General features: G+C 60.8%; 30 protein-coding genes. 26 read left to right on the top strand and 4 right to left on the bottom strand.

All coding sequences use genetic code 11. The features are described 5' to 3' along the window. Nucleotides 1-4: 4 nt before the first annotated feature. The 10 genes from GMST_RS16090 (at nucleotide 5) to GMST_RS16045 (ending at nucleotide 12,698) form a co-directional block, all read left to right on the top strand. Entirely contained in the window at nucleotides 5-649 is a 645-nt protein-coding gene (locus GMST_RS16090) for an apolipoprotein A1/A4/E family protein (RefSeq protein ID WP_183355717.1), read from the top strand. A gap of 1,037 nt (nucleotides 650-1,686) precedes the next feature. Then, nucleotides 1,687-2,424, top strand: a complete 738-nt coding sequence (locus GMST_RS16085; RefSeq protein WP_183355716.1) for an FkbM family methyltransferase — start codon at nucleotides 1,687-1,689, stop codon at nucleotides 2,422-2,424. 2 nt (nucleotides 2,425-2,426) lie between these two features. Continuing rightward, the gene (locus tag GMST_RS16080) at nucleotides 2,427-3,458 is read left to right on the top strand and encodes a glycosyltransferase family 10 domain-containing protein (RefSeq protein WP_183355715.1); all 1,032 of its coding nucleotides are present in this window, start codon (nucleotides 2,427-2,429) and stop codon (nucleotides 3,456-3,458) included. Continuing rightward, nucleotides 3,451-4,419 (top strand): glycosyltransferase family 2 protein, encoded by a 969-nt coding sequence (locus GMST_RS16075; RefSeq protein WP_183355714.1) that lies wholly within the window; start codon nucleotides 3,451-3,453, stop codon nucleotides 4,417-4,419. Before GMST_RS16080 ends, GMST_RS16075 begins: the two co-directional genes overlap by 8 nt. Further along, nucleotides 4,409-5,971 carry a lipopolysaccharide biosynthesis protein gene (locus GMST_RS16070; RefSeq protein WP_183355713.1) on the top strand — a complete coding sequence of 521 codons (1,563 nt, stop codon included), beginning with the start codon at nucleotides 4,409-4,411 and terminating at the stop codon, nucleotides 5,969-5,971. Before GMST_RS16075 ends, GMST_RS16070 begins: the two co-directional genes overlap by 11 nt. Next, a complete protein-coding gene (locus GMST_RS16065; RefSeq protein WP_183355712.1) occupies nucleotides 5,971-6,963 on the top strand; it encodes a glycosyltransferase in 993 nt (330 codons plus the stop codon). The genes GMST_RS16070 and GMST_RS16065 overlap by 1 nt, the downstream gene beginning before the upstream one ends. Next, nucleotides 6,963-8,030, top strand: a complete 1,068-nt coding sequence (locus tag GMST_RS16060; protein ID WP_183355711.1) for a glycosyltransferase family 4 protein — start codon at nucleotides 6,963-6,965, stop codon at nucleotides 8,028-8,030. The genes GMST_RS16065 and GMST_RS16060 overlap by 1 nt, the downstream gene beginning before the upstream one ends. After that, nucleotides 8,027-9,229, top strand: a complete 1,203-nt coding sequence (locus GMST_RS16055) for a glycosyltransferase family 4 protein (protein ID WP_183355710.1) — start codon at nucleotides 8,027-8,029, stop codon at nucleotides 9,227-9,229. The genes GMST_RS16060 and GMST_RS16055 overlap by 4 nt, the downstream gene beginning before the upstream one ends. Before the next feature lie 18 nt (nucleotides 9,230-9,247). Further along, a complete protein-coding gene (locus tag GMST_RS16050) occupies nucleotides 9,248-11,680 on the top strand; it encodes a YfhO family protein (protein WP_183355709.1) in 2,433 nt (810 codons plus the stop codon). 196 nt (nucleotides 11,681-11,876) lie between these two features. Continuing rightward, nucleotides 11,877-12,698 (top strand): tRNA1(Val) (adenine(37)-N6)-methyltransferase, encoded by an 822-nt coding sequence (locus GMST_RS16045; protein ID WP_183355708.1) that lies wholly within the window; start codon nucleotides 11,877-11,879, stop codon nucleotides 12,696-12,698. 86 nt (nucleotides 12,699-12,784) lie between these two features. Here GMST_RS16045 and GMST_RS16040 read toward each other — a convergent pair whose 3' ends face one another. Further along, the gene (locus tag GMST_RS16040) at nucleotides 12,785-13,234 is read right to left on the bottom strand and encodes a DciA family protein (protein WP_183355707.1); all 450 of its coding nucleotides are present in this window, start codon (nucleotides 13,232-13,234) and stop codon (nucleotides 12,785-12,787) included. 13 nt (nucleotides 13,235-13,247) lie between these two features. Continuing rightward, complete coding sequence (locus GMST_RS16035) at nucleotides 13,248-13,508, bottom strand: hypothetical protein (protein WP_183355706.1); 261 nt, start codon at nucleotides 13,506-13,508, stop codon at nucleotides 13,248-13,250. 95 nt (nucleotides 13,509-13,603) lie between these two features. Between GMST_RS16035 and GMST_RS16030 the strand changes: the two genes are divergently transcribed. From GMST_RS16030 to rsmI, 16 genes are all read left to right on the top strand, one after another. Further along, a complete protein-coding gene (locus GMST_RS16030; RefSeq protein WP_183355705.1) occupies nucleotides 13,604-13,864 on the top strand; it encodes a putative Se/S carrier protein in 261 nt (86 codons plus the stop codon). A 2-nt stretch (nucleotides 13,865-13,866) separates the two neighbouring features. After that, nucleotides 13,867-14,451 carry a sulfurtransferase-like selenium metabolism protein YedF gene (gene yedF / locus GMST_RS16025; RefSeq protein WP_183355704.1) on the top strand — a complete coding sequence of 195 codons (585 nt, stop codon included), beginning with the start codon at nucleotides 13,867-13,869 and terminating at the stop codon, nucleotides 14,449-14,451. A gap of 48 nt (nucleotides 14,452-14,499) precedes the next feature. Then, nucleotides 14,500-14,871, top strand: coding sequence for a four helix bundle protein (locus GMST_RS16020; protein ID WP_183355703.1), 372 nt, complete (start codon nucleotides 14,500-14,502; stop codon nucleotides 14,869-14,871). A 251-nt stretch (nucleotides 14,872-15,122) separates the two neighbouring features. Then, complete coding sequence (ffh, locus tag GMST_RS16015) at nucleotides 15,123-16,481, top strand: signal recognition particle protein (protein WP_183355702.1); 1,359 nt, start codon at nucleotides 15,123-15,125, stop codon at nucleotides 16,479-16,481. A 93-nt stretch (nucleotides 16,482-16,574) separates the two neighbouring features. Next, nucleotides 16,575-16,841, top strand: coding sequence for a 30S ribosomal protein S16 (gene rpsP / locus GMST_RS16010; protein WP_183355701.1), 267 nt, complete (start codon nucleotides 16,575-16,577; stop codon nucleotides 16,839-16,841). 49 nt (nucleotides 16,842-16,890) lie between these two features. Then, nucleotides 16,891-17,121: a KH domain-containing protein gene (locus GMST_RS16005; RefSeq protein WP_183355700.1), complete on the top strand. Its 231-nt coding sequence runs from the start codon at nucleotides 16,891-16,893 to the stop codon at nucleotides 17,119-17,121. 2 nt (nucleotides 17,122-17,123) lie between these two features. After that, nucleotides 17,124-17,645, top strand: a complete 522-nt coding sequence (rimM, locus tag GMST_RS16000; protein ID WP_183355699.1) for a ribosome maturation factor RimM — start codon at nucleotides 17,124-17,126, stop codon at nucleotides 17,643-17,645. Beyond that, nucleotides 17,642-18,367 (top strand): tRNA (guanosine(37)-N1)-methyltransferase TrmD, encoded by a 726-nt coding sequence (gene trmD / locus GMST_RS15995; protein WP_183355698.1) that lies wholly within the window; start codon nucleotides 17,642-17,644, stop codon nucleotides 18,365-18,367. The genes rimM and trmD overlap by 4 nt, the downstream gene beginning before the upstream one ends. Beyond that, nucleotides 18,364-18,933 (top strand): RNA methyltransferase, encoded by a 570-nt coding sequence (locus GMST_RS15990; RefSeq protein ID WP_183355697.1) that lies wholly within the window; start codon nucleotides 18,364-18,366, stop codon nucleotides 18,931-18,933. The genes trmD and GMST_RS15990 overlap by 4 nt, the downstream gene beginning before the upstream one ends. Before the next feature lie 208 nt (nucleotides 18,934-19,141). Beyond that, nucleotides 19,142-19,501 (top strand): 50S ribosomal protein L19, encoded by a 360-nt coding sequence (rplS, locus tag GMST_RS15985; protein ID WP_183355696.1) that lies wholly within the window; start codon nucleotides 19,142-19,144, stop codon nucleotides 19,499-19,501. A 78-nt stretch (nucleotides 19,502-19,579) separates the two neighbouring features. Continuing rightward, nucleotides 19,580-20,263, top strand: a complete 684-nt coding sequence (gene rnhB, locus GMST_RS15980; RefSeq protein WP_183355695.1) for a ribonuclease HII — start codon at nucleotides 19,580-19,582, stop codon at nucleotides 20,261-20,263. Between the two features lie 89 nt (nucleotides 20,264-20,352). Beyond that, a complete protein-coding gene (locus tag GMST_RS15975; RefSeq protein ID WP_183355694.1) occupies nucleotides 20,353-20,730 on the top strand; it encodes a YraN family protein in 378 nt (125 codons plus the stop codon). A gap of 227 nt (nucleotides 20,731-20,957) precedes the next feature. Continuing rightward, nucleotides 20,958-21,398, top strand: a complete 441-nt coding sequence (locus GMST_RS15970) for a DUF4149 domain-containing protein (protein WP_183355693.1) — start codon at nucleotides 20,958-20,960, stop codon at nucleotides 21,396-21,398. Between the two features lie 309 nt (nucleotides 21,399-21,707). After that, nucleotides 21,708-22,556 (top strand): nitrilase-related carbon-nitrogen hydrolase, encoded by an 849-nt coding sequence (locus GMST_RS15965; protein ID WP_183355692.1) that lies wholly within the window; start codon nucleotides 21,708-21,710, stop codon nucleotides 22,554-22,556. A 2-nt stretch (nucleotides 22,557-22,558) separates the two neighbouring features. Beyond that, complete coding sequence (locus GMST_RS15960; RefSeq protein WP_183355691.1) at nucleotides 22,559-23,380, top strand: NAD+ synthase; 822 nt, start codon at nucleotides 22,559-22,561, stop codon at nucleotides 23,378-23,380. A gap of 189 nt (nucleotides 23,381-23,569) precedes the next feature. Further along, entirely contained in the window at nucleotides 23,570-24,409 is an 840-nt protein-coding gene (rsmI, locus tag GMST_RS15955) for a 16S rRNA (cytidine(1402)-2'-O)-methyltransferase (protein ID WP_183355690.1), read from the top strand. A 114-nt stretch (nucleotides 24,410-24,523) separates the two neighbouring features. On the opposite strand, the gene GMST_RS15950 is transcribed toward rsmI, so the two are convergent. Together GMST_RS15950 and ltaE are read right to left on the bottom strand one after the other, a co-directional pair. Continuing rightward, nucleotides 24,524-24,859, bottom strand: coding sequence for a tRNA-binding protein (locus GMST_RS15950; protein WP_183355689.1), 336 nt, complete (start codon nucleotides 24,857-24,859; stop codon nucleotides 24,524-24,526). 105 nt (nucleotides 24,860-24,964) lie between these two features. Further along, nucleotides 24,965-25,972, bottom strand: coding sequence for a low-specificity L-threonine aldolase (gene ltaE / locus GMST_RS15945; protein ID WP_183355688.1), 1,008 nt, complete (start codon nucleotides 25,970-25,972; stop codon nucleotides 24,965-24,967). Between the last annotated feature and the right edge of the window lie 50 nt (nucleotides 25,973-26,022).

Below are 26,022 nucleotides of genomic sequence, written 5' to 3'. Positions count from 1 at the left end.
ACCCATGGAAAAGAGCGAACGCGACATCCTAGAAACCAAGATCGGCGCTGTTGAGGATCGTCTAGGTACGAAAATCGACGATGTCGAGGATCGACTGGGCACCAGGATCGATGATGTCGAGGATCGACTAGGCACCAGGATCGACGCCGTTGAGGAACGACTAGGGACTAAGATCGACGCTGTTGAAGCCAAGTTCGACGCCATGTTTGAGACGGTGGACGCCCGGTTCGATGCGATGGAAGCCAGGATGGATGCCTCCGAAGGGAGGGTCATGGGAGCCCTGGAAGCGATGGACCGCAGGATGGAGGCGTCCGAGCGAAGGATGGTGGCATTCTTGGAGGGGATGGACCGCAAGATGGATGCTTCCATAGATGCATCCGAACGCAGGATCTTGACGTTCCTCCATGAGATGGATAGCAAGATCGACGTGGTCATCGAGGGGCAGCAGATGCACGCGGAGCACACGGAGCGGTTGGAGTCGGAACTCAAAGAGAAGGATATCCCGAAGCTTGACCGCCGAGTGACCACCGTGGCTGCGGATCTAAGTGACCACAAGTCCGATCCGGAGGCACATCGCCACGGCTTCAGCGTCAAGGAAGGTGAGAGCGGGTACGGCGAAGAGGCAGACGAAGATCCTGATAAAAAATAACGGAGAACTGCCAGGCTGGGCCACCGGTTAAAAAAGTTAGTCCCCGCGAACACGTGGCAAGAAACAGAACTGTTATTGAATGTATAAGCAAAACGGAGGGCGCATCGCTTAGGAGAATCTGCAGAGACCCCCACCAAGGATTTCCTCCCGCGGATTTATTCCCAGTTGCTGCCCAAGTACCCAACAACACCAGATTGGAAAGATAAGGCCGTCACCGATTCCGTTATGCGTTAGGCGATTAATGAAATTGCGGAGCTGATTTCATTAGTTGAACTCGTCATTAACGTGATCGTCCTGCCGATGTACGACATCGCGCAGAGAATAACGATACTTTTTTCGTAATGTTGTTAATTGCTGCCGCGATAACTAAGATGTGCTCGGCAATGTATGACATCGTCGCCGGAATATCGTTAATCGCTCGACAAATAACGTTATCGCAAAAAAAGTATCGTTATTTTGTCGGGCGATTAACGTTATCGCCGCCGGAATATCGTTAATTGCTCGCCGAACAACATTATCGCAAAAAAAGTATCGTTATTTTGCCGGCGATTAACAACATCGTCGCCGGAATATCGTTAATCGCTCGACAAATAATGTTATCGCAAAAAAAGTATCGTTATTTTGCCGGCGATTAACAACATCGTCGCCGGAATATCGTTAATCGCTTGCCGAACAACATTATCGCAAAAAAAATATCGATATTTTTTTCTCGAAGTTGTTAATTGCGGCGACGATAACGAAGATGTGCTCTCCGATGTATGACATCGCGGAGGAAATAACGATAATTTTCTCGCGTTGTTGTCAATTGCCAGCTGCGATAATGAAGACACCCTCGCCGAAGTAGGGCTGCGCGTTCGGAATAGCATTATTTCTCGTGGGAAGTTGATGGTCTCGTAGTCAATGTTCAATATCTGTCGGGTATTACGATGGTTTTGTAGAGGGTTCTAGTGTTTTTGAGCCGGTAAGCTATGCGGCTCTGTTGAGAGGAAGCGTCAAGGGCCTAATGAAAGGTCAACGGTTAGAGAAGGAGAACTCGATTGAGTGCTTTCAAGTCTTTTACGGATATGATCCCCTATCCCTGGCGTAAAGGGATCCTGGACCTGGTGCAACCGAATCGCGCCGGGATCGGACCCGTGTTGCGTGGCATGAACCGAAACCTGCGCACCGTGTTCGACATCGGGGCAAACGTCGGTGACGTGTCGTCGCTCATGCTCTACTACTTTCCCCAGGCTACGGTCTATTCCTTCGAACCCTGCACCTCGACCTACGCCGCCTTGACCGCGAACATCGCAAAGACCGGGTACGCCGACCGTTCCCGGACCTTCAAACTCGGTTTCTTCGACGAGGAGAAACAGGGCGACCTGCATATCACCTCCTTCCACGGCGCGAACTCCATGCTCGGGCTGAGCGACGAGTTCCGGCGTATGAACCCGCACATCACCGAAGTGGAGTCCGAGCGGATCGACCTCGTGCGCCTGGATGACTTCGTGCGCGAACAGGGGATCGAGCACATCGATCTCGTGAAAATCGACGTCGAGGGGGTCGAGCAGCAGATCCTCAAGGGGGGGCCGGAAACCTTTCGCTCCAAGGTCGACTCCGTCATCATGGAAATCTCCTTCGTGCGCAACGCCCGCGGCAACGGCGAGTACATTCGCCTGTTCCAGATCATGCACGATTACGGCTTTGCTCCGGCGCAGATCTACGACCTCTCCCACAGCGAGGGGCAACGCGATTGGCCCCTCGCCCAGTTCGACTGCGTTTTCACCAAGTATTAATGATGCCAGTCTCTACCGTCGCTTTTCACAACATCTATCAAGGGCTTAACGAGGGGAACCGCCTCTTCGAGGAGCGTGACGCAGCCATCGGGGACGACCTCCTGCTCCCCTTCAGCGTGTTGCGCGCCAAGGCGGCCGAACTGGGAATATCGGTAGCCACCTCCGGGGTTCTGGCCCCAGAAGCGGCAGATGCCTTTGTTTTCATAGACATGCCGGTTCCCTCAGATCCCTTCTACAGAAAAGCTTTGGCAACCGGTCGACCGATGTTCCTGCTCGTGCTGGAAAGCCGCCTGGTGCACCCGCGCAATTACGACCGCGATCTGACCGGCCGGTTCAGGAAGATCTTTACCTACGACGACTCGCAGGTGGACGGCGAGCGGATCCTCAAACTGAACTACGCCTTCCGGTTCCCTCCGGCTGTTCCCAAGGACCTCGCCGCGAAAGAAAAGCTCTGCGTCATGATTGCCGGCAACAAGATCTCCCGCCATCCCCAGGAGCTTTACGGAGACCGTCTGGCCGCGATCCGCTGGTTCGAGAAAGAGCACCCGCTGGACTTCGATCTCTTCGGCTTTGGGTGGGACGAGGTGCGCACCCCAGGTATTCCCCTGGTCGGCAAGCTGAACCGGATCGGTTGGCTCAGGCGGCTCCTCGCACCGCAGTTTCCGTCCTGGCGCGGAAAGGTGGCCCGCAAGCGCGACGTGATGGGGCGCTACCGGTTTGCACTTTGTTACGAGAACGTGCGGGACATCCCGGGGTACATCACGGAAAAACTCTTCGATGCCTTCTTCTCCGGGACGGTTCCCGTCTACCGCGGTGCGGACAACGTAACCGACCACATTCCGGCACAGTGCTTCATCGACTTGCGCAAGTTCTCCGGATTCGAGGAACTCTACCGGTTCCTGGTCGAGATGTCGGATGAGCGTTACCTCGAATACCTCGAAGCCATCGAGGCGTTTTTGGGGGGAAGCAAAGCCCGCGCATTTACCTGTGATCATTTTGCCGCCACGTTACTCCGGGAGCTCCAGCGTGCCTGATGAACTTCTCCTGACGATTGCGGTACCGACCTATAACGGCGCCCGCACCATAGCCCGCGCCCTGGCAACCATCGTTCCCCAACTGGAACCCGGTGTCGAACTGCTCGTCTGCGACAACGCCTCGACTGACGATACCGGCGACGTCGTGGGTACCTTCGCTGCGGAGCATCCCGCAATCCGGTACCAGCGAAACGATAAGAACGTGGGGTTCGACGGCAACGTGGACCTTTGCCTGCGGCGGGCTCGCGGGCGTTTCGTCTGGATCATGTCGGACGACGACATCTTCTGCCGCGGGGACGCGGTGCGGCAGGTCTTGCAGGTCATCCGGCAGCACCCCGAAGTCGCCGCGATCTTTGCCGACTCCCGGCATCCGATCCGTCTTGACCCGGCCGACACCGGCCTCTGCCCGACCGGTGCCGACTTTTTCCGCAGGAGCCGGTTCAAGTGCGGCCTGATCTCTTCCAACATCTTCCGGCGGGATGCCTGGGAGAGCGCGGGAGTCGAGCGCTACGTCGGCGGCGGCTGGATCCACATGGGGTTTCTGGTCCAGGCCCTGGCAAAGTCTCCTTCCTACGTGATCTGTGAAGAGCTGGTCGCCCAGTTGGTTCTGGAGGACCAGGAGGGGGTGACCCGCTGGGGAGGTTCGGGAACCTTCCTGATGACCGGGCTCAACCTCGTGCGGATTTACCGCGAGATGCCCCAGTTGGGCTACGACCGGGCGACCGTCCGCGCGGCGTACCGGACCATCAAGGACGGCTATCCCAAGAATATCCCGCTCGCCAAGGCCAAGGGGCTGCGGGTGAGCTGGCCCTTGCTGCGAGACTGCGCCGAGCTCTTCTGGTGGTTTCCTTCTTTCTGGGTTCTCGACCTGCCGCTGCTGCTGTTGCCGGGAGGGATCTTCAGGGTGGCGCGGACCATCTCCCATGCCCTCGCCAAAAGGACGCAGGCCGATGGGGACTGAGCGGCGCAGCAGGGTGCTGCTGGGCACCTCCTCGAGCTATCTCGGGATGCTGGCGACGAACCTCATCTCGGTGGTCGCCGTCCCGGTAACCCTCGGTTACTTCGGCACCGACCGCTACGGCGCTCTTGCCCTGGTGATGACCCTGGTCAACTACCTCTCCATCACCAACTTCGGCATCCCGACCGCCTGTTCGGTATTGGGCGCCAAATCGGTGGACCGGCGCGAACAGCTCGCCATCGTCTGCCGCTCGTTTGTCTTGATGGTCTGGATCGGTCTCGCGGTGCTCGCCCTGTTTCTGCTCTTTACCTGCTTCCCCGGTTGGGTGCAGGTCTTGGGCAAGATCCCTCCGGCTATTTTTACCGAGGTGCAGCGTGCGGCCTTCTGGACCGCCGTGCTGTTCCTGGTGAACCTGCTGTTCGCCCCTTTTCTCGCCGGATTTCTCGCCGTGCAAAAGGTGCACGTCGAGCGCTTCTACGCAACCTTGAGCACCAACAGCTATATCCTCGCCCTGATCCTCACCATCTGGCTCAAGGGGGATCTGGCCTGGTATGCGATAGCGCGCGGCGGGCTGGTCCTGGTCTGCAGCCTGGCCGGGACGCTCCATTTTCTCTTCGGGTATCGGGAAAACCGGCGCATCTTCAGGGAAGGGATGGCTCCCCTGCTTCAGGGGCCCTGTCCCCCGGAGTTCGAGACCCGGGCGATCCTGGTCTCCGGTGGCCGGATCTTTGTCGTGGGGCTCGCCTCGCTCATGGTGTGGCAGACGGATAACCTGGTCATCAGCCACTTCCTGGGAGTGGGAGCGGTGACCCCCTACCAGGTCACCTTCAAACTGGTCACCATGACCTACATCGTTTTCACCGCGATCAACCCCGCCATCTCTCCGTACTTCGGAAGGGCCTGGGCCAGCGGCGATTTCAGCTGGATCGTGGGAACCTACAACCAGATCTGCCGGGTCACCTCGATCCTCGGCGGGTTGATCTGGATCGGCTCCCTTGCCTACGCGGAATTCATCATCGACATCTGGGCCGGCCACAAGGCCTATGGTGGGGTGCTGGTGGTCTTTGCCATGGGCGGGTACGGGTATCTCTTGTCGCTGGTCAGCGTGCACGCGGCGCTTTTGACGAGCCTCAACCTGGTGCGCAACCTGCCGTTGATCTCCTGGCTGGAAGCGGGCGTCAACCTGACGCTGTCGCTCATGCTCGTCCAGGTTCTGGGACTGGGTGGTGTTGCTACCGGGACGCTGGTCGCCTCGCTCGTGACGGTGTTCTGGCTCATTCCGCGCGAGATAGCCCGGCGCACCGACCGGAAGATAACCCTCGAGTGGCGCCCCCTGGCGGTCCAGTTCGGTACCGTGCTTTTCCCTGCGGTCGCCCTCGTTTTGCTGGTGAATCACCTGGTGGGGACGCTGTGGCTGCGGCTCCTGATCAACCTGGCGGTAGTGGCCGGTTACTCGGCCGTTTCCTACCTCCGCCTTCCCGGGGATGTGCGGACCCTGGTGAACGACATCGTGGCCAAGCCGCTCGCGAAACTTGTCCGAAGAGGTGCACCCTGATGACGCGCAGCCTGCCTCTGGTCACCATTTGCGTGCCGACCTACAACAGCTCCCGCTACCTGCGAGAGACCCTCGATTCGCTGGTTTCCCAGAGCTACGGAAACCTCGAGGTGATCATCTCGGACAACGCGTCGCAGGACGACTCGGTGGAGATCGCCCAGGAGTACGGTCGACGCTACGGCTTCCGGGTGCTGGTCAACGAGACCAACAGCGGCCCGTTCCGGAACTGGAACAACCTGATCGCCGAGGCGCGCGGGGAGTACCTCGCCCTGTACCACTCGGACGACGTCTACGGGCCGGACATCGTACATAAGTGCGTGGGACTGCTGGAAGCTGACCCCGAGCTCGGACTGGTGGGGACCCTGGCCACCATCGTCGATGAAAACGGCGCGCAGCTCTCCGCGACCGAGCTTCCTTCGGGAACCGCACCGGACGGACGCTACCGACTGGCCGACGCGTTTCGTGCCGTGGTGAGAAGCGGGGGGAGCCGTTACTTCCTGGTGACCCCCTCGGTCATGGTGCGGCGCCGGATGTACCGCGAGCTGGGAGGCTTCGACACCACTGGCCGTTTCGGATCTGCCGGCGACTACGAGATGTGGCTGCGCATCGCCGCGCACGCTCCCGTTGCGGTCCTTCCCGAGTACCTGATGAAGTACCGGGTCCACTCGGCTCAGGGGAGCGAACAGGAACTGCGCCGCAACGTGGCGCTTCCCGACATCCTCGAGGTCCTCGCAGCGCACGCCCCGGCGATCCAGGCCGGCGAGTTGCTGGATGAGTACCGCCGCTACCGTGCCCGTGCCATCTTCAAAACGGCGCTGAAGCAGAACTGCCGAGGCGAGTTCGAGCGCAGTCGGGAGACTGCCGCGCTGGTCGGGGCCGGCCGTTACAGGGTCGCCGCACTTGGCCTCATGGCGGCCTCCCTGGTGCGGGTGAACCTAGCCCTGTGGCCGGGGCGCCCCTGGCCCTGCCGGATCGCTCGGGAGAAAGCGTGATGCAGCCGGTCAAGGTCCTTTACCTTTTGCACGATGCGCGGCGCTCCGGAGTCCCTGCCGTTGCCGTCAATTTCATCCGGCTCGCCAGGACGGTCCAGGTCGCCCCGACGGTGGCTTTCGCCTATGACGGCATCTATGCGCAGGAATTGCGGGCCGAGGGGATTCCGGTAATCACCCTGGGGGCGCGCACCCCGTTTTTATGGCGGGCCAAGAGGTTTCTCCTGAACCTCCTTTTGCTGACCCGCGGGCGCGGTTTCGACGTCGTTCATGCCCACAGCCTGAAGCTTGCCTGGTCGGTTCTCTGTGCCCGGGCCCTCGGGTTGCCGGTCGTTTTTCACATCCACGAGATGCCGCGCAGGATAGGGTGGCTGGTCAGGCAGGCGATGCTGAGGGCTGACGAAGTCGTCTTTTGTTCCCAGACCTGCGCCGAGCACTTCGCCGGGGTTCCGGCCCGGCGCAGGCGCACCATCGTCAACGCCCTGGAACTCGCGCCGGAGCCTCCGGTCCGTAACGAGGGCGGCCGGCTCCGCGTGGTGATGATTGCCAGTCTCAACCGCAACAAGGGGCAGGACCTCTTGCTCGAGGCGTTTTCCCGGCTCGCCAGAAATGATGTAGAGCTTTGGCTCTACGGGACGACGGGGCTCTCCGCGCGCGGCTATGTGCGGGACCTGAAAAAGTTTGCCGAAAGAAACGGGCTGGCGGGCCGGGTCTTCTTCCCGGGGGCTACCCACAAGGTCATGAGCGTTCTCGCCGAAGCGGCGCTCTTGGTGCACACCTCGTGGAGCGAGTCGTTCGGGATGGCGCTTGTCGAAGCCCAGTCCTGCGGGGTGCCCGTGGTGGCCCATGCCCTGGAAGGGATGCGGGAGGTCGTGCAGGACGGGGTGACCGGTTTCCTGGTGCAACCGGGTAACGTCGATCAGCTGGCCGCGCGCATCGAACTGCTCCTGGAAGATCCCGCACTGCGCAGGTCCATGGGGAGTGCGGGGGCGCGCATGGTGCGGGAACGGTTTTCCATGGCGGTCCGGGCCCCCGAGTACCTGGATCTCTACCGGGAGGTGTGCAGGTGAAGATCGTCTTCCTGGCGCCGTTTGGCATCCGTCCCAAAGGGACCCTGATCGCACGCATGCTCCCTCTGGCAGTCGAGCTTGAGAAGCTGGGGCACCAGGTGGTGATCGTGGCGCCCCCTTATACGAACCCGGAAGATTCCGGGCGGACCGAGATCGTGAGGGGGGTAAAGCTCCTGAACGTGTCGCTTGGCCCGCGGCACAAGGCCCTGGCGGCTCCTTTCCTGGCCTGGCGCATGTTCCGGGCGGCTCTCAAGGAAAGCCCGGATCTGGTGCACCTCTTCAAACCCAAAGGGTACGGCGGGCTCGCCGCCATGCTCATGGTCTGCTGCGAACGCCTGGGGATCCGCATGCCTCGCCTTTTCCTGGATACCGACGATTGGGAAGGGGAAGGCGGCATGAACGACCTTGTCCGTTACTCGGGGGCCGAACAGCGGCTCTATGCCGTTCAGGAGTCGTGGCTCCCCCCTCGCTTGAGCGGGGTGACGGTTGCCAGCCGGATGCTCGAGCAGCAGATCCTCGCCATGGGGGTGCCCCCGCAACGGCTGCTGTATCTCCCAAACTGCGTCGAGGATCTGCCTCCCGCGAGCGGCGCCGGGGTCCGCGAGCGTCTCGGCATTCCCGCCGCCGCACCGGTCGTCCTCCTCTACACCCGCTTCTTCGAGTTCGACCAGGCCAGGTTGCACCGGATCCTCGCCCAGGTTTCCAGGGGAGTGCCGGAAGCCTGGTTCCTGGTGGTCGGCAAGGGGCGGCACGGGGAAGAGCAGCAACTCGCCGAAGCATCCCGCACCTTGGGGTTCGCCTCCAAGCTGCTGGTGGCCGGTTGGATCGAACCGGTTGAACTGCCGGCGTACCTGGCTGCAGGTGACGTGGCCCTCTATCCCTTTGCGGACAACCTGGTGAACCGGGCCAAGTGTCCGGCAAAATTCACCGAACTGCTCCGGGCCGGGATCCCGGTGGTGGCGGACAGGGTCGGGCAGATACCCGAGTACGTTGCGCCGGAACTGCAGGGACTTTTGTGCGATCCGGGCGCCGAGGGAGAAATGGCGGAAAAGTGTCTGGCACTGCTGCGCGACCCGGACGCCAGAAAGCGTGCCTCGGCCGCCGGACGCGCCTTCCTGGTAACGAGCTACGCCTGGCGGGACTACGCTGGCCTCTTGCATAATTTTTACGTAAAGGTTACAGATAGCGCTCAACGCTAAGCGCATCGCGAGGTTTGCATGACGGAAAAAAAGAAGGACCTCCTGTTTCTGGGGGGATTGCTGCTGCTTCTCATCCTCTTCTTCTGGAAGATCCTCTTCACGGGGAAGATCATCAGCGCCCCCGATATCATCAACGAATTCTACTGGGGGGTCCTCGATATCCACCAGAAGGGGTTCGCGAAGCTGTTCGACAGCAACGTGTTCTCCGCCGGGTGGGACGTCTATGTCAACGGCGGCTCGACTGCAGAGGGGGGCGGTAATGCCACCCAGATGCTCTTCTACATAAAACTGCTCTTCCTGCTGCTGCCGCCGCCTGCCAGCGTCGCCTGGTTCATCGTGCTGCACCTGTTCTTTGGCGCCGCGGGGCTCTATCTTTTTTGCCGCACCATCGGCGCCAGCAGAATCGCTGCGTTTCTTGCCGCCTTGATCTTCGCGATCGCCCCCGAGAACGCCTCGCTCATCAATGCCGGCCACGTCATGAAGATCGCGACGATCTCCTTCGCACCCTGGGCGTTTTACTTCCTGGAGCGGGGGCTTTTAACCCGCAGGCTGATCTTCTTCCTCGCCACGGCATTTTTCCTGGCGCTGCAGTTTTTCAACACGCACTGGCAGATCGCCTTTTACACCTGCCTGTGCATCGGCCTGTACGGCGTGCTCCGCTCGGTGGCGATCCTGCGCAACCCGGAGGAGCGGAAGCTGTTCCCGTTCCCGAAGCTGCTCGGGATGAACGTGGTGGTCCTGGTCTTTTTCCTCAGTACCGTTTCGATGGCGCTGTTGCCACTTGCCAACTGGTCGCAGGATACCAACCGCGGCGTGCACAGCGGCGCCAACGAGGGGAAGGGCGGGCTTGCCCGCGAGGAGGCAATGTCCTGGTCGCTGCCGCCCGAAGAGCTCGGCGCCTTTGTTATCCCCGGCTTCTTCGGACTCTCCCGGCAGGAGGGGGGCGAGAACCCGAAGAACATCGCCTGCTATTACTGGGGGCGCATGAACTTCACCCAGACCGTGAGCTACATGGGGCTGCTCCCCTGGCTTTTGGTGCCGCTGCCGCTCATCTACCGCCGCAACCGTTACACCTGGCTGGCCACCGCGGCGATTCTCGGCGGGGTCTTCTTCTCGATGGGGAAGTACACCATCTTCTACAACCTGCTCTTCGACTACTTCCCGGGGATCAACCGCTTCCGGGTCCCCAAGATGATGATGTTCATCCCTGTCATGGGGCTTGGGGTGCTGTCTGCGCTGGGGCTCGACCTGCTGCTTGACCTGAAAACTCGAGAGACCAAAGAGTTCAAGAAGTACCTGATCGGGGTGGCCGCCCTGCCGGTAGCCCTGGTGGCGCTCTTGGCCGTAGAACTGGTCGGCAGGGATTATTGGATCAACCGGTTCATCGAGATCCTTTCCCAGCCGACCCGTTACCAGCCGCAGAGCGAGCAACTGGTGATGCAGCGCTGGCTGAACCTGGTGACGGAAACCGGGCTGTCGGCTGGGCTTGCCGCCCTGTTTGCCGCCGTGTTTTTCGCCTATCGGCGCGGTGCCGTGACCATAAAGCTGCTTCCCGGTCTCTTGCTGGCCCTTTTCCTGGCGGACGTCGGAAGAATCGACGGCAAATTCCTGTTCACCATTGCGGTGCCGGAAAAAAGCCGGATGGTCAAGACGCCGGTGCTCGATTTCGTGGCCCGGCAGGCTTCGGATCAGTATCGGGTGCTTCCCATGGATGGCAGCGATCCGATGGCGTATGTCGCGCATAAAATTCCCGTGGTTTTCACGGCCAACGCGGTACAGCAGCGGCGCTGGCAGGAGTTTCTGGATAATTTCAACATGGGCTCCAGCATGCCCGACATCCTCAATGTCAGGTACCTGATCGTGGCGCGGGACCAGTTCGAGAAAGAGAAGGCGGGCCTGAGCGCCAAGTTCACCCCGGTGTTCACCTCTCCCGACGGGACGGTGGTCCTTGAGAGCCGGACGGTGCTTCCCAAGGCGTGGCTGGTGGGTACCATCGCCGTGGTCAGCTCCCCCAACGAGCGCTTGGGTGTCATGCAGGACCCCAAGCTCAACCTGGGCCAGATCGCACTCGTCGAAACGCCTTCCCCCATCCCGCTGGCAAACCCGGGCGCTCCGGCGACTGCCGCTCCCGGGGCCGTGCAGGTGACCAGGTTCGAAGGGGAGCGGATCGACCTCGATGCCCAGGTCGCAACGAACGCCATGCTTGTCTTGGGAGAGAAATACTACCGGGGGTGGCGCGCCGCCGTTGACGGCAAGGAGACCGAGATCTACCCGGTGGACCACGTGCTGAGGGGGATTTACCTCACCCCCGGCAAACACCGGGTGGAGTTCACCTTCGACCCGACCCCCTTCAAGATCGGCAAGTGGCTGACCCTTACTTCCTTTGCCTTCTTCTTCATCATGCTGGGCCGGGAGATCTGGCTGAAGCGTGAGGGGGCGGCGAAAAACTAGGAGTGTCGGTGCCTCAACGAGGGGTGCTGGTTGGGCTACATTTTCTTAGCCGCGAGTAGGGGCGAAGACAACCGGGGACCTTTTCAGGGTCCTGTTGAGCTTTTGCCCCTTTTGTGGCCAATGCTTCCTGGCCCTTTGCGCCCTTACGGTGCAAAGGGACCTTTTTTTTCGAGCAGGCGCAGGAGAGGGGACTGTTTTGGAACCGCACGTTCATGAATCGGAAACGCTTGACGAACTGACCGGCTACGGCCTGCGCATCATTCAACCGCGGCATGGGTACCGGTTTTCGGTCGACCCGCTGCTGTTGGCGGACTTCGCAGGGGTGCGTCGGGGCGAGCGGGCGGCAGACCTGGGGACCGGCTGCGGCGTCATACCGCTGCTTTTGGCGCGGTTGGAGGAGTCCTGCTTGGTGACCGCGATTGAGTTTCAGCCGGTGATGGCGGACATCGCAGAGCGAAACGTCGCGCTGAACGGCCTCGAGGAGCGGGTTGAGATCGTGTCGGAGGACGTCATCTCGCTAAGGTTGCGCTTCCCAGTGGACAGTTTCGACCTGGTGGTATCGAACCCTCCCTACCGCCGCCCGGGAACCGGGAAGGTGAGCCCGCGTGCGGGGCGCGACGACGCTCGCCATGAGACGAGCGCCACCCTGGCGGATTTCCTCGCCGCGGCAAAGTACCTGGTGAAGCCCTCCGGCCGCATCTGCTTCGTCTACCACACCTGCCGGCTGCCCGAGTTGATGGCGCAGGCCGCCCAGCAAAAGCTCGGCATCTTGAGACTGCGCATGGTGCACGGCAGTATCTCGATGCCGGCCAGGATGTTCCTGGTGGAGCTGGTCAAGGGGAGGACGGGCGAGCTTAAGGTCGAGGCGCCTCTGTTCGTGCGCGGCGAGGAAGGGGGGTACAGCGAGGAGAAACTGCGCATTTATCGTGGCAAGAACCGTGTGAGACAGGAAGCTGCGCAGGCCGCCGGAGCAAGTGAAAATCACAAACTATTGGCAGAACCTGCCACGGTTATTTAGATAAAAGATAGCTGCGGCTTGCGCAGCAGGCTGATTGTGTGGATAATGAGACGCTACGGCGGGAACTGTGACAGTCCCTCGCTGGTCTACCTGCTTTCCCGATCCCTTTTGATGAGGCGCTCGAGGACGGTGCGCAGTTCCGGGTCGGAGATCGAGGCGGTCTGCTCGGTGATCTCGGTCGCTTCGACGTCAGAGAGTTCGCGTCGCTTGGGAACGTGGGGTTTCTTTTGGGCAGGGGGGGCGATGCGGCCAGCCTTCATGTAGATTTCGCGAACCATCTCCTGGCCCAGTTCGTCGTTCACCTTGGCGATCAGCTCCTTCTTGAGATAGGTGAGCTGCTGCATCCAGGGCGCACTGTCCACGGTGACGGTGAGGGTCCCCTCGCGATAGGCGGAGGGCTGGGCGTGCGAGGCGATGCGCTCGCCGACAGCCTGATCCCAGACCAGCCAGATGCGCCCCTCGTAGAGCCGCTTCTCGGCGGGCGTTCCGCTTAGAAAAGCCCTGAGCAGGTCGGAGAGCGCTGCGGGACGTTTCATTTTCGGGCGGCGATCACTCGCCAACGCCGTTTCTCTTGCGGTAGAGTCGGCCGCCCATGAACTGGCCGGCTACCGATCCTGCGAGGGTGAAGGGGATGAACTGGATGCCCAGGCCGATCTTGAGCCTGGCATAGATGATGAGCGGGATGGAGATGTGGATGTAGAACCACCACCCGGGGGAGAACTTCCGGCAGCCCTGGCGTAGGTATCCCAAGGGAATGTTGACGGCGGCCGCCAGAAGGACGACGACGGCTACTTGTAGGGCTGTCTGCATGTAGAACCTCTTGAACCACGAATATTATGGATTTCATGCGGCCTTGTCAATCCGGATCTCACGGAGAGCGGCCGTCCCAGCCAAAAGGAGCAGGTGTGGTAAACGAAGGCGATTACGTAGTGATTTTCAACTCGATCCACCGGGTCATGGAGGCCGAGAAGCTCCTGAAGGAGCGGCGTCTGTCGATCCTCTTGATCCCCGCACCCAGGGCGCTGGCCGCAGACTGCGGTCTGGCCATCCGCTACGGCGAGGAGGTCCGGCAGGAGGTCGAGGAGGTGCTCACCCAGGCGGGGCTCATGCCGCGGGAGTCGTTCCGCAAGCAAGGCGAAGCGTTTATAAAGATAGAGGGAGAATGACGATGGATCTCGATTGCAGGGGAATGGCCTGCCCGGCGCCGGTGGTATCGGTGAAACGGGCATTGGAAACGGCGAACGGAGCGTTGCGGGTGCTGTTGGATGACGGCGCGCCCAGGGAGAATGTGCGGCGCTTCGCGGAAGGTCGCGGCTACCAGGTGCAGGAAGAGGTCCAGGACGGTGCTTTTGCCTTGACCATCACCGGCGCCGGTGCTGCGGCAGTCGCAGCTCCCCAGGCTGCGGTCGCCAAGACCGGACCTGCGGTGATGCTGATCGGCACCGACCGGCTGGGCGACGGCCCCGAAGAGCTTGGGCGTCTTTTGATGCGCAACTTCATCATCACCCTTTTGGACGTGGCCGAGGTGCCGGACCGGATGCTCTTCATCAACACCGGCGTGCTGCTCACAGCCGAGGGGTCCGAGGTGCTCGAGGCGCTGGAGAAGCTCGGGAACCGCGGGGTGGAGGTGCTCTCCTGTGGCGTCTGTCTCGACTACTTCCACAAGAAGGAACTTCTGAAGGCCGGTGCGGTAACCAACATGTTCACCATCGCCGAGAGCCTCACGACGGCACGCACAGTAGTGCGGTTGTAAAGGCAGGGGCTAGGGGCTAGGGACTAGGGCGGCGCAACTGGGGGGGAGATGCTTGAGGTTAAGAGCTATCGTGATCTCAAAGTTTGGCAGCTGGGAATGGACCTGGTCCATGCTGTGTACGAACATACCAAACACTTTCCCCAATCTGAACTTTATGCACTGACAAGCCAGGTACGCCGGGCTGCGGTGTCAGTACCTTCCAATATAGCGGAAGGTCATGCTCGTGAGTCTACGCGAGAATTTTTGCATTTCCTTGCCATCTGCTCCGGATCTCTTGCAGAACTGGAAACACAGCTTTTCATAGCAGAGCGCCTCCAGTACCTTGATAGTACAGCACTCAAGGCGACTCTCGGCAAATGTGACGAAGTCGGTCGGATGCTGCGTTCTCTGCAAAAGACGCTCAGGGTAAAGTTGGGATGAAGGGGCAGAGGGTAGGGATAAAGAGGATGGCTGTGGCATGAAAAGCGCCTGGGAAGTGGTTAAGATTTTGCCGTTTCCCTAGTCCCTAGTCCCTAGCCCCTGCCTTTCCCCTGCCTCTCTTTTTCCTTGACAATAGATGGGTTTATCTACTAGATTGACTCTCTTGCCGCGGGATACCTGTGTCTTTTTGCAGGTTTTCCCAAGGGCTTTACGGAAAATAGCGCGCATTTCCGGCGCTTTATGGGATATCGATGTTCGCGACTCTCTCTGACAAGCTGGACCTGGTTTTCAAGAAGCTGCGCGGTCAGGCGGTAATGACCGAGGACAACGTCAAGGAAGCACTGCGTGAAGTGCGCCTGGCGCTCCTCGAGGCCGACGTCAACTTCAAGGTGGTCAAGGACTTCATCGAAAGGGTGCGCGGCCGTGCTGTCGGCACGGAGGTGCTGCAGAGCCTGGCCCCCGGGCAGCAGGTGATCAAGATCGTCCACGACGAACTGGTCGAGCTGATGGGGGGTGCCGAGGACAACTCGCTGGACCTCGCCGCCAAGCCGCCGGTCGCCATCATGATGGTCGGCCTGCAGGGTGCCGGTAAGACCACCTCCTGCGGCAAGCTGGCCCGGTTCCTGAAGAATCAGCGCAAGAAGACGCTCCTGGTCCCGGCCGACGTGTACCGCCCGGCTGCTATCGAGCAGCTGAAGGTGCTGGGACGTCAGCTGGACGTCGAGGTGTTCGACTCGTCGGCCGACCAGAAGCCTCTGGACATCTGCCGCAACGCAACCCGCTACGCGGCGCTCAACGGCATCGACGTGGTGATCTACGATACCGCCGGCCGCCATCAGATCGACGACTACCTGATGGAGGAGCTGGAAGGGATCCGCGACGAGCTCGCCCCGCGCGAGATCCTCTTCGTGGCCGACGCCATGACCGGCCAGGAAGCGGTGAACGTCGCCGGCGGCTTTAACGATCGTTTGGGGATCACCGGCGTGGTGCTCACCAAGCTGGACGGCGATGCCAAGGGTGGCGCAGCGCTCTCCATCAAGGCCGTTACCGGGAAGCCGGTCAAGTTCGTGGGCCTGGGTGAAAAGCTGGACGCGCTGGACGTGTTCCACGCCGACCGCCTGGTTTCCCGCATCCTCGGCATGGGCGACGTCCTCACCCTGATCGAGAAGGCCCAGGCCAGCTTCGACCAGCAGGAAGGCGAACGGCTGCAGCAGAAGCTCAAGAAGAACCAGTTCGACCTGGAAGACTTCCGCGCCCAGCTGCAGCAGATCAAGAAGATGGGCTCGCTGGAATCCATCATGGGGCTCATCCCCGGGATGGGGAAGATGATGCGCCAGATGCAGGGCGCCCAGCCTTCGGAGAAGGAATTGAAGCGCATCGAGGCGATCATCGATTCGATGACCGCGAAAGAGCGCGCCAACCACACCATCATCAACGGCAGCCGCCGCCTGAGGATCGCCAAGGGGAGCGGCACCAGCGTCCAGGAAGTGAACCAGCTCCTGAAACGGTTCACCGAGGCGCAGAAGGTGGTGAAGCAGCTGCAGAAGATGGGCCCCAAGGGGCTTATGAAAGGTATGAAGGGCATGGGCAAGGGGATGTTCCCCTTCTAAACCCGGCTTTTAGTTGACACGATAGACGAAACCCGATTCACCCATACTTACAGAAGTCGCGGATCCAAGATCCGAGAATACCAGGAGGAAGAAATGGCAATAAAGATCAGACTTGCACGTGCGGGCGCCAAGAAGAAACCGTTTTACCAGGTAGTAGTTGCTGACTGCCGCAGCCGCAGGGACGGGCGCTTCATCGAGAACGTCGGTACCTACGACCCGAACAAAAACCCGGCAGCTTACAACCTGGAAGAAGGGAAGACCCTTGAGTGGCTGAAGCAGGGCGCTCAGCCGACCGATACCGTCAAGCAGATCCTGAAAAAGGCTGGCATCTGGGAGAAGTTCGTAACTCCGGCTGCCTAGTGTTTAACGTCCGGTAAGCCGGATATCCCACACTACAGAGGATAGCGACATGAGAGATCTTGTAGAGACCATCGCGAAAGCACTTGTTGATGATCCCAGCCAGGTTAAAGCTACCGAAGAGATGGAGGAAGACACCAACGTCATCAAGTTGACGGTAGCCAAGGAAGACATGGGACGTATCATCGGCAAGGAGGGACGCACCGCAAAAGCGATCCGCACCCTGTTGAACGCAGTTTCCACAAAGGACAACAAGAAAGCTATCCTGAAGATTGTAGAGTGACGATGTCTCAAAGCAGCAAGCTGTTACTGATCGGTAAAATCCAGGCGACCCAGGGGATCCGGGGGCAACTTCGGGTCATTCCCTTTGCGGGAGATGCCTCGAGCATCTCGCTCTTGGACCACGTGCTGATCAAGGCCCCAAACGGCGCCCTGGAGACGTTTCCGGTGCGCTCGGCGATGGCCCACGGCAAGAGGGTGATCCTGACCCTCACGCAGTTCGAAAACATAAACCAGGTGCTGCACCTGGTGGGCCGCGAGATCTACGCGGAACGCGGCCAACTGCCGGAACTCCCCGACGACGAGTTTTACTGGTCGGACCTGCTCGGCCTGGAAGTGGTCTCGCAGGCGGGGGAGGCTTTGGGGGAACTGGTCGATATCATTGAGACCGGATCCAACGACGTCTACGTGGTGCGGTTGGACGGGCGCGAGGTGCTGGTCCCCGCGCTGGAGGATGTGGTCCTCTCCGTCGACCTGGAAGCAAACCGCATGACGGTCTCTCTTCCCGAGGGGCTGCTCGATCTATGAAATTCGACATACTGACGCTTTTCCCGGCCATGTTCGAGGGGCCGCTGACGGAGAGTATCCTGAAGCGTGCCTGCGAGAACGGGCTCATCGAGGTCGCGCTGCACAACATCCGCGACTGGGCGCTCGACAAACACGCCACTGCCGACGACTCCCCCTATGGCGGAGGGGCCGGCATGGTGATGAAGGTGGAACCGCTGGCCGGTGCCATCGAGAGCGTGAAAGAGAAGTGCCCCGGCTCGAAGGTGATCCTGACCTCCCCGGGCGGGCGGACCCTGTCCCACGACGTGGCGCAGGAACTCTCCCGCGAAGAGGGGCTCATCATCATCTGCGGCCGCTACGAAGGGGTCGACGAAAGGGTGAAGAAGCTCTTCGTCGACGAAGAGATCTCCCTGGGGGATTTCGTCATGACCGGCGGTGAGATCGCCGCCATGGCGCTCGTCGACAGCGTGGCGCGTCTGGTGCCGGGGGTGCTCGGTTCCGACGACTCGGCGCTCTACGACTCCTTTGCCGATGGTCTTTTGGAGTACCCGCAGTACACGCGGCCTCCCGAATTTCGGGGCGAGAAGGTTCCCGACGTGCTCCTTTCCGGCAACCACGCGGTGATCGCCAAGTGGCGCCGCAAGGAGTCCTTGTTAAGAACGCTTGCCTCCCGTCCCGAGCTCCTCGGCCGGATCGAGTTGAGCAAGGCGGACCAGAAACTTTTGGCGGAGGTGAGTTCGTGAGCCTCGCCGAACGTTTGAGCATAGCGCTGATCCACTACCCGGTTCTGGACAAGAACAAGGACCTGGTGGCGACGGCGGTCACCAACCTGGACATTCACGACATCGCGCGGTCGGGCCGCACCTTCGGGATCGCGCGCTACTACATCGTGACGCCGGTCCAGGAGCAGCGGAAGCTGGTCGACAAGATCAGGACGCACTGGCTGGAGGGTTGGGGATCCACCTACAACCCGAAGCGCAAGATGGCGCTGGAGCTGATCCAGAGCGAGAATTCGCTGGCCGATGCGCTCGCCGACATCGAGACCCGCACCGGGAAAAAGGCCAAGGTCGTGGTGACCGGAGCCGCGGGGCGGCCCAACTCGGTGAGCTTCGAGCAGATGAAGGAGATCCTGGCGAGCGACCCCGAGCAGCACTACCTGCTCCTGCTGGGAACCGGATGGGGGCTCACCGAAGAGGTCTTCAACCAGGGGGATTACCTGCTGGAGCCGATCAGCGGCGGTGGGGATTACAACCACCTCTCGGTGAGGAGCGCGGCGGCCATCATGCTGGATCGACTCTTCGGACGGTGAGGCAAAGTCAAAGGCGATAGCACGCGCATTGTGCGGATCGTTCGGATTTTGCGGATCAAGCCAAAAGCTATAGGGTTCAACCCATAACGATTTTAAGGTTCATCCGCGGAAATCCGCATAATCCGCCTAATCCGCGTTCTATTGGTTTAGGTTTAACGCAGTCACAAACTTGCAGAATCAGAAGTTCCGATAAGGGAGGAAGTAGAACATGAACAAGATCGACCGTATTGAATTCGAGCAGATGAAGAAGAACATCCCGGTTTTCGTTCCCGGCGACACCGTGAAGGTGCAGGTAAAGATCGTTGAAGGCGACAAGATGCGTATCCAGGCGTTCCAGGGCGTGTGCATCGGCCGTCAGAACGGCGGGATCCGCGAGTCCTTCACCGTGCGCAAAATCTCCAACGGCGTGGGCGTTGAGAGGGTGTTCCCGCTGCACTCGCCGTCCATCGAGGCAGTTGAAGTGGTGACCCGCGGCCAGGTGCGTCGCGCGAAGCTCTACTACCTGCGCAAGCTGCGCGGCAAGGCTTCCAGGATCAAAGAGCGCAAGTACGTTCACGGCGCTCAGTAAGACTTACCGTCGAAAAGCCCCGGTCACCTCGACCGGGGCTTTTTTTGTGGTACTTTCGATTTTCCTTCAGGAGGGAAGGTGTCCGATCTTTTCCAGGACAACCAGCCGATCGATCTGCTCTTGCACGAGTCGCAGGCCAAACGGCGCGGCTACCGCTGCGTCGCCGGCATCGACGAGGCGGGCCGCGGCCCCCTGGCCGGCCCCGTGGTCGCGGCTGCGGTCATCCTCCCCGAAGGTCTGATCCTTCCCGGGGTAAACGACTCGAAACAGCTCACCCACCTGCAGCGCGAGGAACTCTTCGACACCATCCGCCGCGAAGCGGTCTCGGTAGGCGTCGGCTTCGGCGACCACGACCTGGTGGACCGCATAAACATCCTGCAGGCGACCCTGTCGGCCATGCGCGACGCCATCCTGCAACTCTCCCCCAAACCTGACTTCCTGCTTATCGACGGCATCTCGGCCGTTCCCATGAACATCGCCCAGAAGACCGTGAAAAAGGGTGATTCTCTCTCGATCTCCATCGCCGCCGCCTCCATCATCGCCAAGGTGACCCGGGACCGGCTGATGGTGGAGTACGACGCCCAGTATCCCGGTTACGGCTTCGCCGAGCACAAGGGGTATGCGGCGGCTTCCCACATGGCGGCCATCGCAAGTCTCGGCCCCTCGCCGATCCACCGCAAGACCTTCCGCGGCGTAAAGGAACACCTCCCCGAAGCAGCCAAGGCCGAAGCGGCTGGTGTTTTGACCCTGCCCGGCTTCTAATCTTTCCGCCACAAATACATCTACAACCTGTCAACTTGCTGCTACACTGTCTGGGGTTAATCGTTCAGAGTCATCCGGTGCGGGGTGCTATGCAAGAAAAGCGCGGCAACAGCTCTTTCGGAGAGCGAGGTGAGTCTATGGCCGCCACCTATCTCCAAGGGCAAGGCTTCACCATTGTCGAGCGGAACTTTCGCTGTGTCTGCGGCGAACTGGATATCATCGCGCGTGAAGGTAGAACCATTGTCTTTGTCGAGGTGAAGTGCCGCAACAATGTGAACTATGGGCCGCCTCAGCTTGCAGTGACTCCGTTCAAGCAGCGCCAGATTTCCAAGGCGGCCTTGGTGTGGCTTTCGAAGAAGAAACTCTACGATGCCGAGGCCAGGTTCGATGTGGTGGCGATCGTGGCGCGCAAAGGGGAGGTGCCGGTGATCGAGCATATCCGTGATGCCTTCGAATTGGCCTATTAACACCGGTTTTGCCACGGAGCCACGGAGGGCACGGAGAAAGGCTGAACGGCCGGGCCTCACATCTTGTAGTCACGGAGAATGCCGGAGGAAAACCGGAGAAAGGCAAAAGCTTGAGGGTTATACCTAGAAGCTTTAGCCGTAGAGATTTTTCTCGGTGCGCTCCGTGCCTCCGCGGCTGATCTATCATGTTGCAGTCCCTGACTACTCTTTTCTAAGGAGGTTCTTTCATGCAGGTTGTAACCATCATTTACCGTCTGGCGGTATCGCTCTGGCTGGGCGGTGCTGCGCTCTTTACCTTTATGCTGACCCCGATCCTGTTCCGGTCGGAAAGCCGCGACAGCGCGGGACGCATCGTGGGGCTGCTCTTCCCCGGCTACTTCCGCTGGGGCCTCGCCTGCGGCGTCGTCGCGCTTATCTGCCGCGTGATCCTCTCGGGCAAGGGAACCCTTGTCGCGGGGATCATCCTCGCAGTCATGCTGGCTCTTTGCTCGTTCCAGTCCTTCTACATCGAGCCGAAGGCGGCCGCTCTCAAGAAGGAGATCGTCTCCTTCGAAACGACGCCGAAAGATCACCCGCTGCGCCGGGAATTCGCGAAGCTGCACGGGGTATCGGCGGTCTGCAACCTGGTGGTTATCGCAGGCGGCGTCGTCCTGGTGGTGCTTTTCTAAAAGCTGAAGATAGCCACGGAGCCACCAAGGACACGGAAAAAGGCGCTTGCCTGGTGCGCGCGACCAGTCGATCTGTCTGAAGAGATACGGCTCCATTCTTCTTGTCCGGCCTCTCACGTCAACGGGAAGGGGCGAACAGTTTGAGAGGGTTTACCAGCAGTAGCCGCAGAGCAGTATGTCGAAGTACGCATGCCCGGTTTTTCTCCGTGCACTTGGTGGCTCCGTGGCTAAAACCGGTTTTTTTAGGAAAAGGTTTGCCCGGGGCTCATAGGCTATGCTAGTTATTAGAAAAAAATCCCGGAGACGCTCATGGATTTTACTGTTGCCCTGGCCCAGATAAAGCCGAAGCTCGGCTGCCTGGCTGACAACCTGGCCATCGCCGAGGCCGCCATAGAGAAGGGAATCGCGCAGGGCGCCCAGCTCATCGTGTTCCCGGAACTCGCCCTGACGGGTTACTTTCTGAAGGACCTGGTCCCGGACGTCGCGCTCACTCTCGATGCACCTGAGATCGAAAGGCTGAAGCTCCTCTCGCGGCGCATCTCGATCGCTATCGGCCTGGTCGAGGTCACCCCTGACTACCGCTTTTTCAACACCGCGCTCTACCTGGAGGACGGCGAGATCCGCCACGTGCACCGCAAGGTGTACCTCCCGACCTACGGCCTGTTCGACGAGCAGCGCTACCTTGCGCGCGGCGAGCACTTCCGCGCCTTCGACAGCCGCTTCGGCCGCATCGGCATCCTGATCTGCGAGGACATGTGGCACCTTTCGGCGCCGTACATCCTCGCCATGGACGGCGCCACCTCGATCATCTGCCTCTCCTCCAGCCCGGGGCGCGGCCTCAGCGACGCGGAAGGGCTCGGCTCCGCCGGCGCCTGGCAGCGGCTCACCTCGACGACGGCGATGTTCCTGAACTGCCGGGTCTTCTACTGCAACCGCGTGGGGTACGAGGACGGCATCAACTTCTGGGGCGGCTCCGAGGTGATCACCCCGTCGGGCGAGGTCGCTGTGCGCGGTGCGATCCTCGAGGAGGACTTCGTGCTGGCCAAGGTCGACGAGGGAGCGCTCAGGCGCGAGCGGATCTTCTCTCCCATGATGCGGGACGAGAACATGATGCTGACCGTGAAGGAGCTGCGGCGCATCGAGCGGGAGAGGGGGTAGCGATGGGCGCGTTATCGGTTAATACCACGCTGTTGCGCAAGATGCTGGTCGGCTTCGTGCGCGACGAGGTGTACAAGGTTGGGGTGAAAAAGGGGGTGCTCGGGCTCTCCGGAGGGATCGATTCGGCGCTGGTGGCCTTCATCGCCGCGGAGGCGCTCGGGCCGGAGAACGTCTACGCCTACACGATGCCCTACAAGACCAGTAACCCGGAGAGCGAGGCGCACGCGAAACTGGTGGCCGACGCGCTGGGGATCAACTACAAGGTGATCGAGATCACCCCGATGGTGGACGCCTACTTCGGGCTGGTGCCGGATGCCGACAACATGCGGCGCGGCAACAAGATGGCCCGCGAGCGCATGACCATCCTGTACGATCACTCTGCCGCGGTGGGCGGCCTGGTGCTGGGGACCAGCAACAAGACCGAACTCCTCCTGGGGTACGGTACGCTGCACGGCGACATGGCGAGCGCCTTGAACCCGATCGGCGACATCTACAAGTCACAGGTGTGGGCACTCTCCGAAGCCATGGGGGTGCCGCACGAGGTGATCGAGAAGAAGCCGTCTGCCGACCTGTGGGCCGGGCAGACCGACGAGCAGGAACTCGGCTTCAGCTACCGCGACGCCGATGAGCTCCTCTACCGCATGGTGGACCAGCGCATGAATCGCGAGGAGCTGATCGATGCGGGCTTTGCCGCCGACTTCATCGATAACGTGCAGCGCAAGGTCCAGGGTTCGCACTTCAAGCGCCGCCTGCCGGTGATCGCCAAGGTTTCCAACCGCACCATCGACCGCGATTTCCGCTACGCGCGGGATTGGGGAAAGTAACCCCAGAAACAGGTTCTAAGTTCTACGTTCTAGGTTCTACGTTAGTTTGCAGGCGTGGGCAGTGGTTGAGCGTAGGGGGAAAATCAAAAACATCCGGTCATGTTCCAGCGTTCCGTGCTCTACCTTGCCTGCACCAGGTTTTTGGTTTGTGAACATAGAACCTAGAACATAGAACGTAGAACGGGTTCTATGCCTTCAGGCACTCTTTACATCGTAGCCACACCGATCGGCAATCTAGAAGACATCACGCTGCGCGCGCTGCGCATCCTCAAAGAGGCGGACCTGATCGCCGCGGAGGATACCCGCCACACGCGCAAGCTTTTGACCCACTTCGGCATCTCCCGGCCGCTCACCTCGTACTTCGATCACAACAAGGAAGTGAAGGGGAGTTACGTGCTGGATAGGCTCCTGAACGGTCTGAACGTGGCTCTGGTCACCGACGCCGGGACTCCCTGCGTTTCGGATCCGGGATACCAGCTGATCCGCGACGCCGCAGCTGCCGGGGTCACCGTGGTGCCGATACCCGGCGCCTGCGCGGCCATCACCGCGCTCTCGGCTTCCGGGTTGCCGTCGGATCTCTTCACCTTTGCCGGGTTCCTTTCCAACCGTGCGGGACGGCGGCGCGAGAAGCTGGAGTCGCTGGTCAACCTGCCGGGACTCATCATCTTCTACGAGGCGCCCAAGCGGCTGCTCACTACGCTTAAGGACATGCTGGAGGTCTTGGGTGACCGCGAGATCGTCCTCGCGCGCGAGCTCACCAAGCTCTTCGAGGAGTTCCTGCGCGGGACGATCTCCGAAGTCATTGCTGAGGCCGAGCGGAGGGAGCTGAAAGGGGAGGTAGCTATCCTGGTCGCGCCGAGCACCGAGGAGGCCCTGCCGGACACGCCGCGGATGGAAGAGCTGCTGGCCAAGTATCTGGCGTCGGGCGAGTACTCCCTGAAGGATGCGGTTAAGAAGGTGACCCAGGAAACGGGGCTGCCGAAGAGCACGGTGTATGCGGAAGCGCTTAAGATGAAAAGCGGGGACTAGGGACCAGGCACTAGGGAAACAGCAAGAGAAAATGAAAAAGGGCAGGTCGCCGAGTATGGCGCCTGCCCTTTTCTGTTGATTCAACGGAGAGGTGGAAGCCCCTAGCCGCTGCCTTTACGCTAATCGGGCGCCGTTTGGGACCTCACGCTCCGGGACGGCAAGGACGATGGCACCGTTTTCGTCGGGGAAACCGGTGATGAGCACTTCGGAGAAGAAACGGCCGATCTGCTTGCGCGGGAAGTTGACGACGCCGATCACCTGCTTGCCGACCAACTCCTCGCGGGTGTACAGCTTGGTGATCTGGGCGCTCGATTTTCTGATACCTGCCTCGCCAAAATCTACCCGCAGTTTGTACGCCGGGTTGCGCGCCTCCGGAAACTCCTCCACCTCCAGAATCGTCCCCACCCGAAGCTCCACCCGTTCAAAATCATCCCAGGTTATTTCTGCCATTTTCCCTCCTTTGCCACAAAATCAATTGTAGGAGCGGATAATTATTCGCCCCTGCGACACCATCGTAAGGTCCTGGGGCTATGACAGCCGACCCGGTTAGGTGCGTCAGTTCAAGAATTTCCTGAATGCTGCAATGGTGCGCTCGACGTCTGCGGCGCTCACGTCGAGGTGGGTGACCAGGCGGATGCAGTCGCCGCCGCCCAAAAAAATCCCCTGGCGCCCCAGTTCGTCGCGCAGTTTGGCTGCCGTTCCCGCCGGAGGGGTGACGAAGAGGATGTTGGTGTTGGCGGGGGTGACGCTCAGACCTTTGATGCTGGCAAGTCCGCCCGCCAAGGCTTGGGCGTTTCTGTGATCCTCGGCCAGGCGCTCCACGTTGTGCTTCAGGGCGTAGATCCCTGCTGCGGCCAGGATACCGGCCTGCCTCATGCCGCCGCCGGCTACCTTGCGCCAGCGGTGTGCGCGGTCGATGAAGGCGGCGCTGCCGCACAAGACGGAGCCGACTGGCGCGCCCAAGCCTTTGGAGAGGCAGACGGAGACGGTATCGAAGTGCTTGGCGATCTCGGTAACCGGCACTCCCTGGTGTACGGCGGCGTTGAAAATGCGGGCGCCGTCCAGGTGCAGGGAAAGGCCGTGGCTGCGGGCGCAGCGCTCGGCCTCTGCCAGGTAGGGAAGCGGCAGCACGCGGCCCCCCTGGGTGTTCTCCAGGCAAAGGAGCCGGGTCACCGCGTGGTGGTGATCGGGGGATTTCACGGCGCGGGAGACCCTGCCGAGGTCGAGGGTGCCGTCGGGCTCGAAGTCAAGCGGCTGGGGCTGAATGCCGCCGAAGATGGCACCGCCGCCACCCTCCCAGCGGTAGATGTGGGCGTCCTGGCCGGCGATGTACTCGTCGCCGCGGCCGCAGTGGGTCAAAAGCGAAAGGAGGTTGCTCATGGTGCCGCTGGGGACAAAGAGCGCGGCTTCCTTGCCGAGCATCCCGGCCGCTAACTCCTGGAGTCGATTTACCGTCGGGTCCTCGCCGTAGACGTCGTCGCCCACTTCGGCCTGTGCCATGACCTTCAGCATTTCCTCGGAGGGGCGGGTGACCGTATCACTTCTCAAATCGATTGGCTTCATTGAATTCCTCGTGTCGGTGGAGTTGTCATTCCGGTCAGGCAAATTTCCCA

It is taken from the genome of Geomonas silvestris (genome assembly GCF_014193515.1).
GTDB lineage: Bacteria > Desulfobacterota > Desulfuromonadia > Geobacterales > Geobacteraceae > Geomonas > Geomonas silvestris.
The sequence above is the reverse complement of the archived record's forward strand: the minus strand, read 5'-3'. Positions and strand labels throughout refer to the sequence as shown.

Bases quoted from the DNA above. Each gene is read 5' to 3' on its own strand.
- GMST_RS16090 (WP_183355717.1), top strand. From the start codon at position 5: ATGGAAAAGAGCGAACGCGACATCCTAGAAACCAAGATCGGCGCTGTT.
- GMST_RS16080 (WP_183355715.1), top strand. From the start codon at position 2,427: ATGCCAGTCTCTACCGTCGCTTTTCACAACATCTATCAAGGGCTTAAC.
- GMST_RS16070 (WP_183355713.1), top strand. From the start codon at position 4,409: ATGGGGACTGAGCGGCGCAGCAGGGTGCTGCTGGGCACCTCCTCGAGC.
- GMST_RS16065 (WP_183355712.1), top strand. From the start codon at position 5,971: ATGACGCGCAGCCTGCCTCTGGTCACCATTTGCGTGCCGACCTACAAC.
- GMST_RS16060 (WP_183355711.1), top strand. From the start codon at position 6,963: ATGCAGCCGGTCAAGGTCCTTTACCTTTTGCACGATGCGCGGCGCTCC.
- GMST_RS16050 (WP_183355709.1), top strand. From the start codon at position 9,248: ATGACGGAAAAAAAGAAGGACCTCCTGTTTCTGGGGGGATTGCTGCTG.
- GMST_RS16040 (WP_183355707.1), bottom strand. From the start codon at position 13,234: ATGAAACGTCCCGCAGCGCTCTCCGACCTGCTCAGGGCTTTTCTAAGC.
- GMST_RS16035 (WP_183355706.1), bottom strand. From the start codon at position 13,508: ATGCAGACAGCCCTACAAGTAGCCGTCGTCGTCCTTCTGGCGGCCGCC.
- yedF (WP_183355704.1), top strand. From the start codon at position 13,867: ATGGATCTCGATTGCAGGGGAATGGCCTGCCCGGCGCCGGTGGTATCG.
- GMST_RS16020 (WP_183355703.1), top strand. From the start codon at position 14,500: ATGCTTGAGGTTAAGAGCTATCGTGATCTCAAAGTTTGGCAGCTGGGA.
- ffh (WP_183355702.1), top strand. From the start codon at position 15,123: ATGTTCGCGACTCTCTCTGACAAGCTGGACCTGGTTTTCAAGAAGCTG.
- rpsP (WP_183355701.1), top strand. From the start codon at position 16,575: ATGGCAATAAAGATCAGACTTGCACGTGCGGGCGCCAAGAAGAAACCG.
- GMST_RS16005 (WP_183355700.1), top strand. From the start codon at position 16,891: ATGAGAGATCTTGTAGAGACCATCGCGAAAGCACTTGTTGATGATCCC.
- rimM (WP_183355699.1), top strand. From the start codon at position 17,124: ATGTCTCAAAGCAGCAAGCTGTTACTGATCGGTAAAATCCAGGCGACC.
- trmD (WP_183355698.1), top strand. From the start codon at position 17,642: ATGAAATTCGACATACTGACGCTTTTCCCGGCCATGTTCGAGGGGCCG.
- rplS (WP_183355696.1), top strand. From the start codon at position 19,142: ATGAACAAGATCGACCGTATTGAATTCGAGCAGATGAAGAAGAACATC.
- GMST_RS15975 (WP_183355694.1), top strand. From the start codon at position 20,353: ATGCAAGAAAAGCGCGGCAACAGCTCTTTCGGAGAGCGAGGTGAGTCT.
- GMST_RS15970 (WP_183355693.1), top strand. From the start codon at position 20,958: ATGCAGGTTGTAACCATCATTTACCGTCTGGCGGTATCGCTCTGGCTG.
- GMST_RS15965 (WP_183355692.1), top strand. From the start codon at position 21,708: ATGGATTTTACTGTTGCCCTGGCCCAGATAAAGCCGAAGCTCGGCTGC.
- GMST_RS15960 (WP_183355691.1), top strand. From the start codon at position 22,559: ATGGGCGCGTTATCGGTTAATACCACGCTGTTGCGCAAGATGCTGGTC.
- rsmI (WP_183355690.1), top strand. From the start codon at position 23,570: ATGCCTTCAGGCACTCTTTACATCGTAGCCACACCGATCGGCAATCTA.
- GMST_RS15950 (WP_183355689.1), bottom strand. From the start codon at position 24,859: ATGGCAGAAATAACCTGGGATGATTTTGAACGGGTGGAGCTTCGGGTG.
- ltaE (WP_183355688.1), bottom strand. From the start codon at position 25,972: ATGAAGCCAATCGATTTGAGAAGTGATACGGTCACCCGCCCCTCCGAG.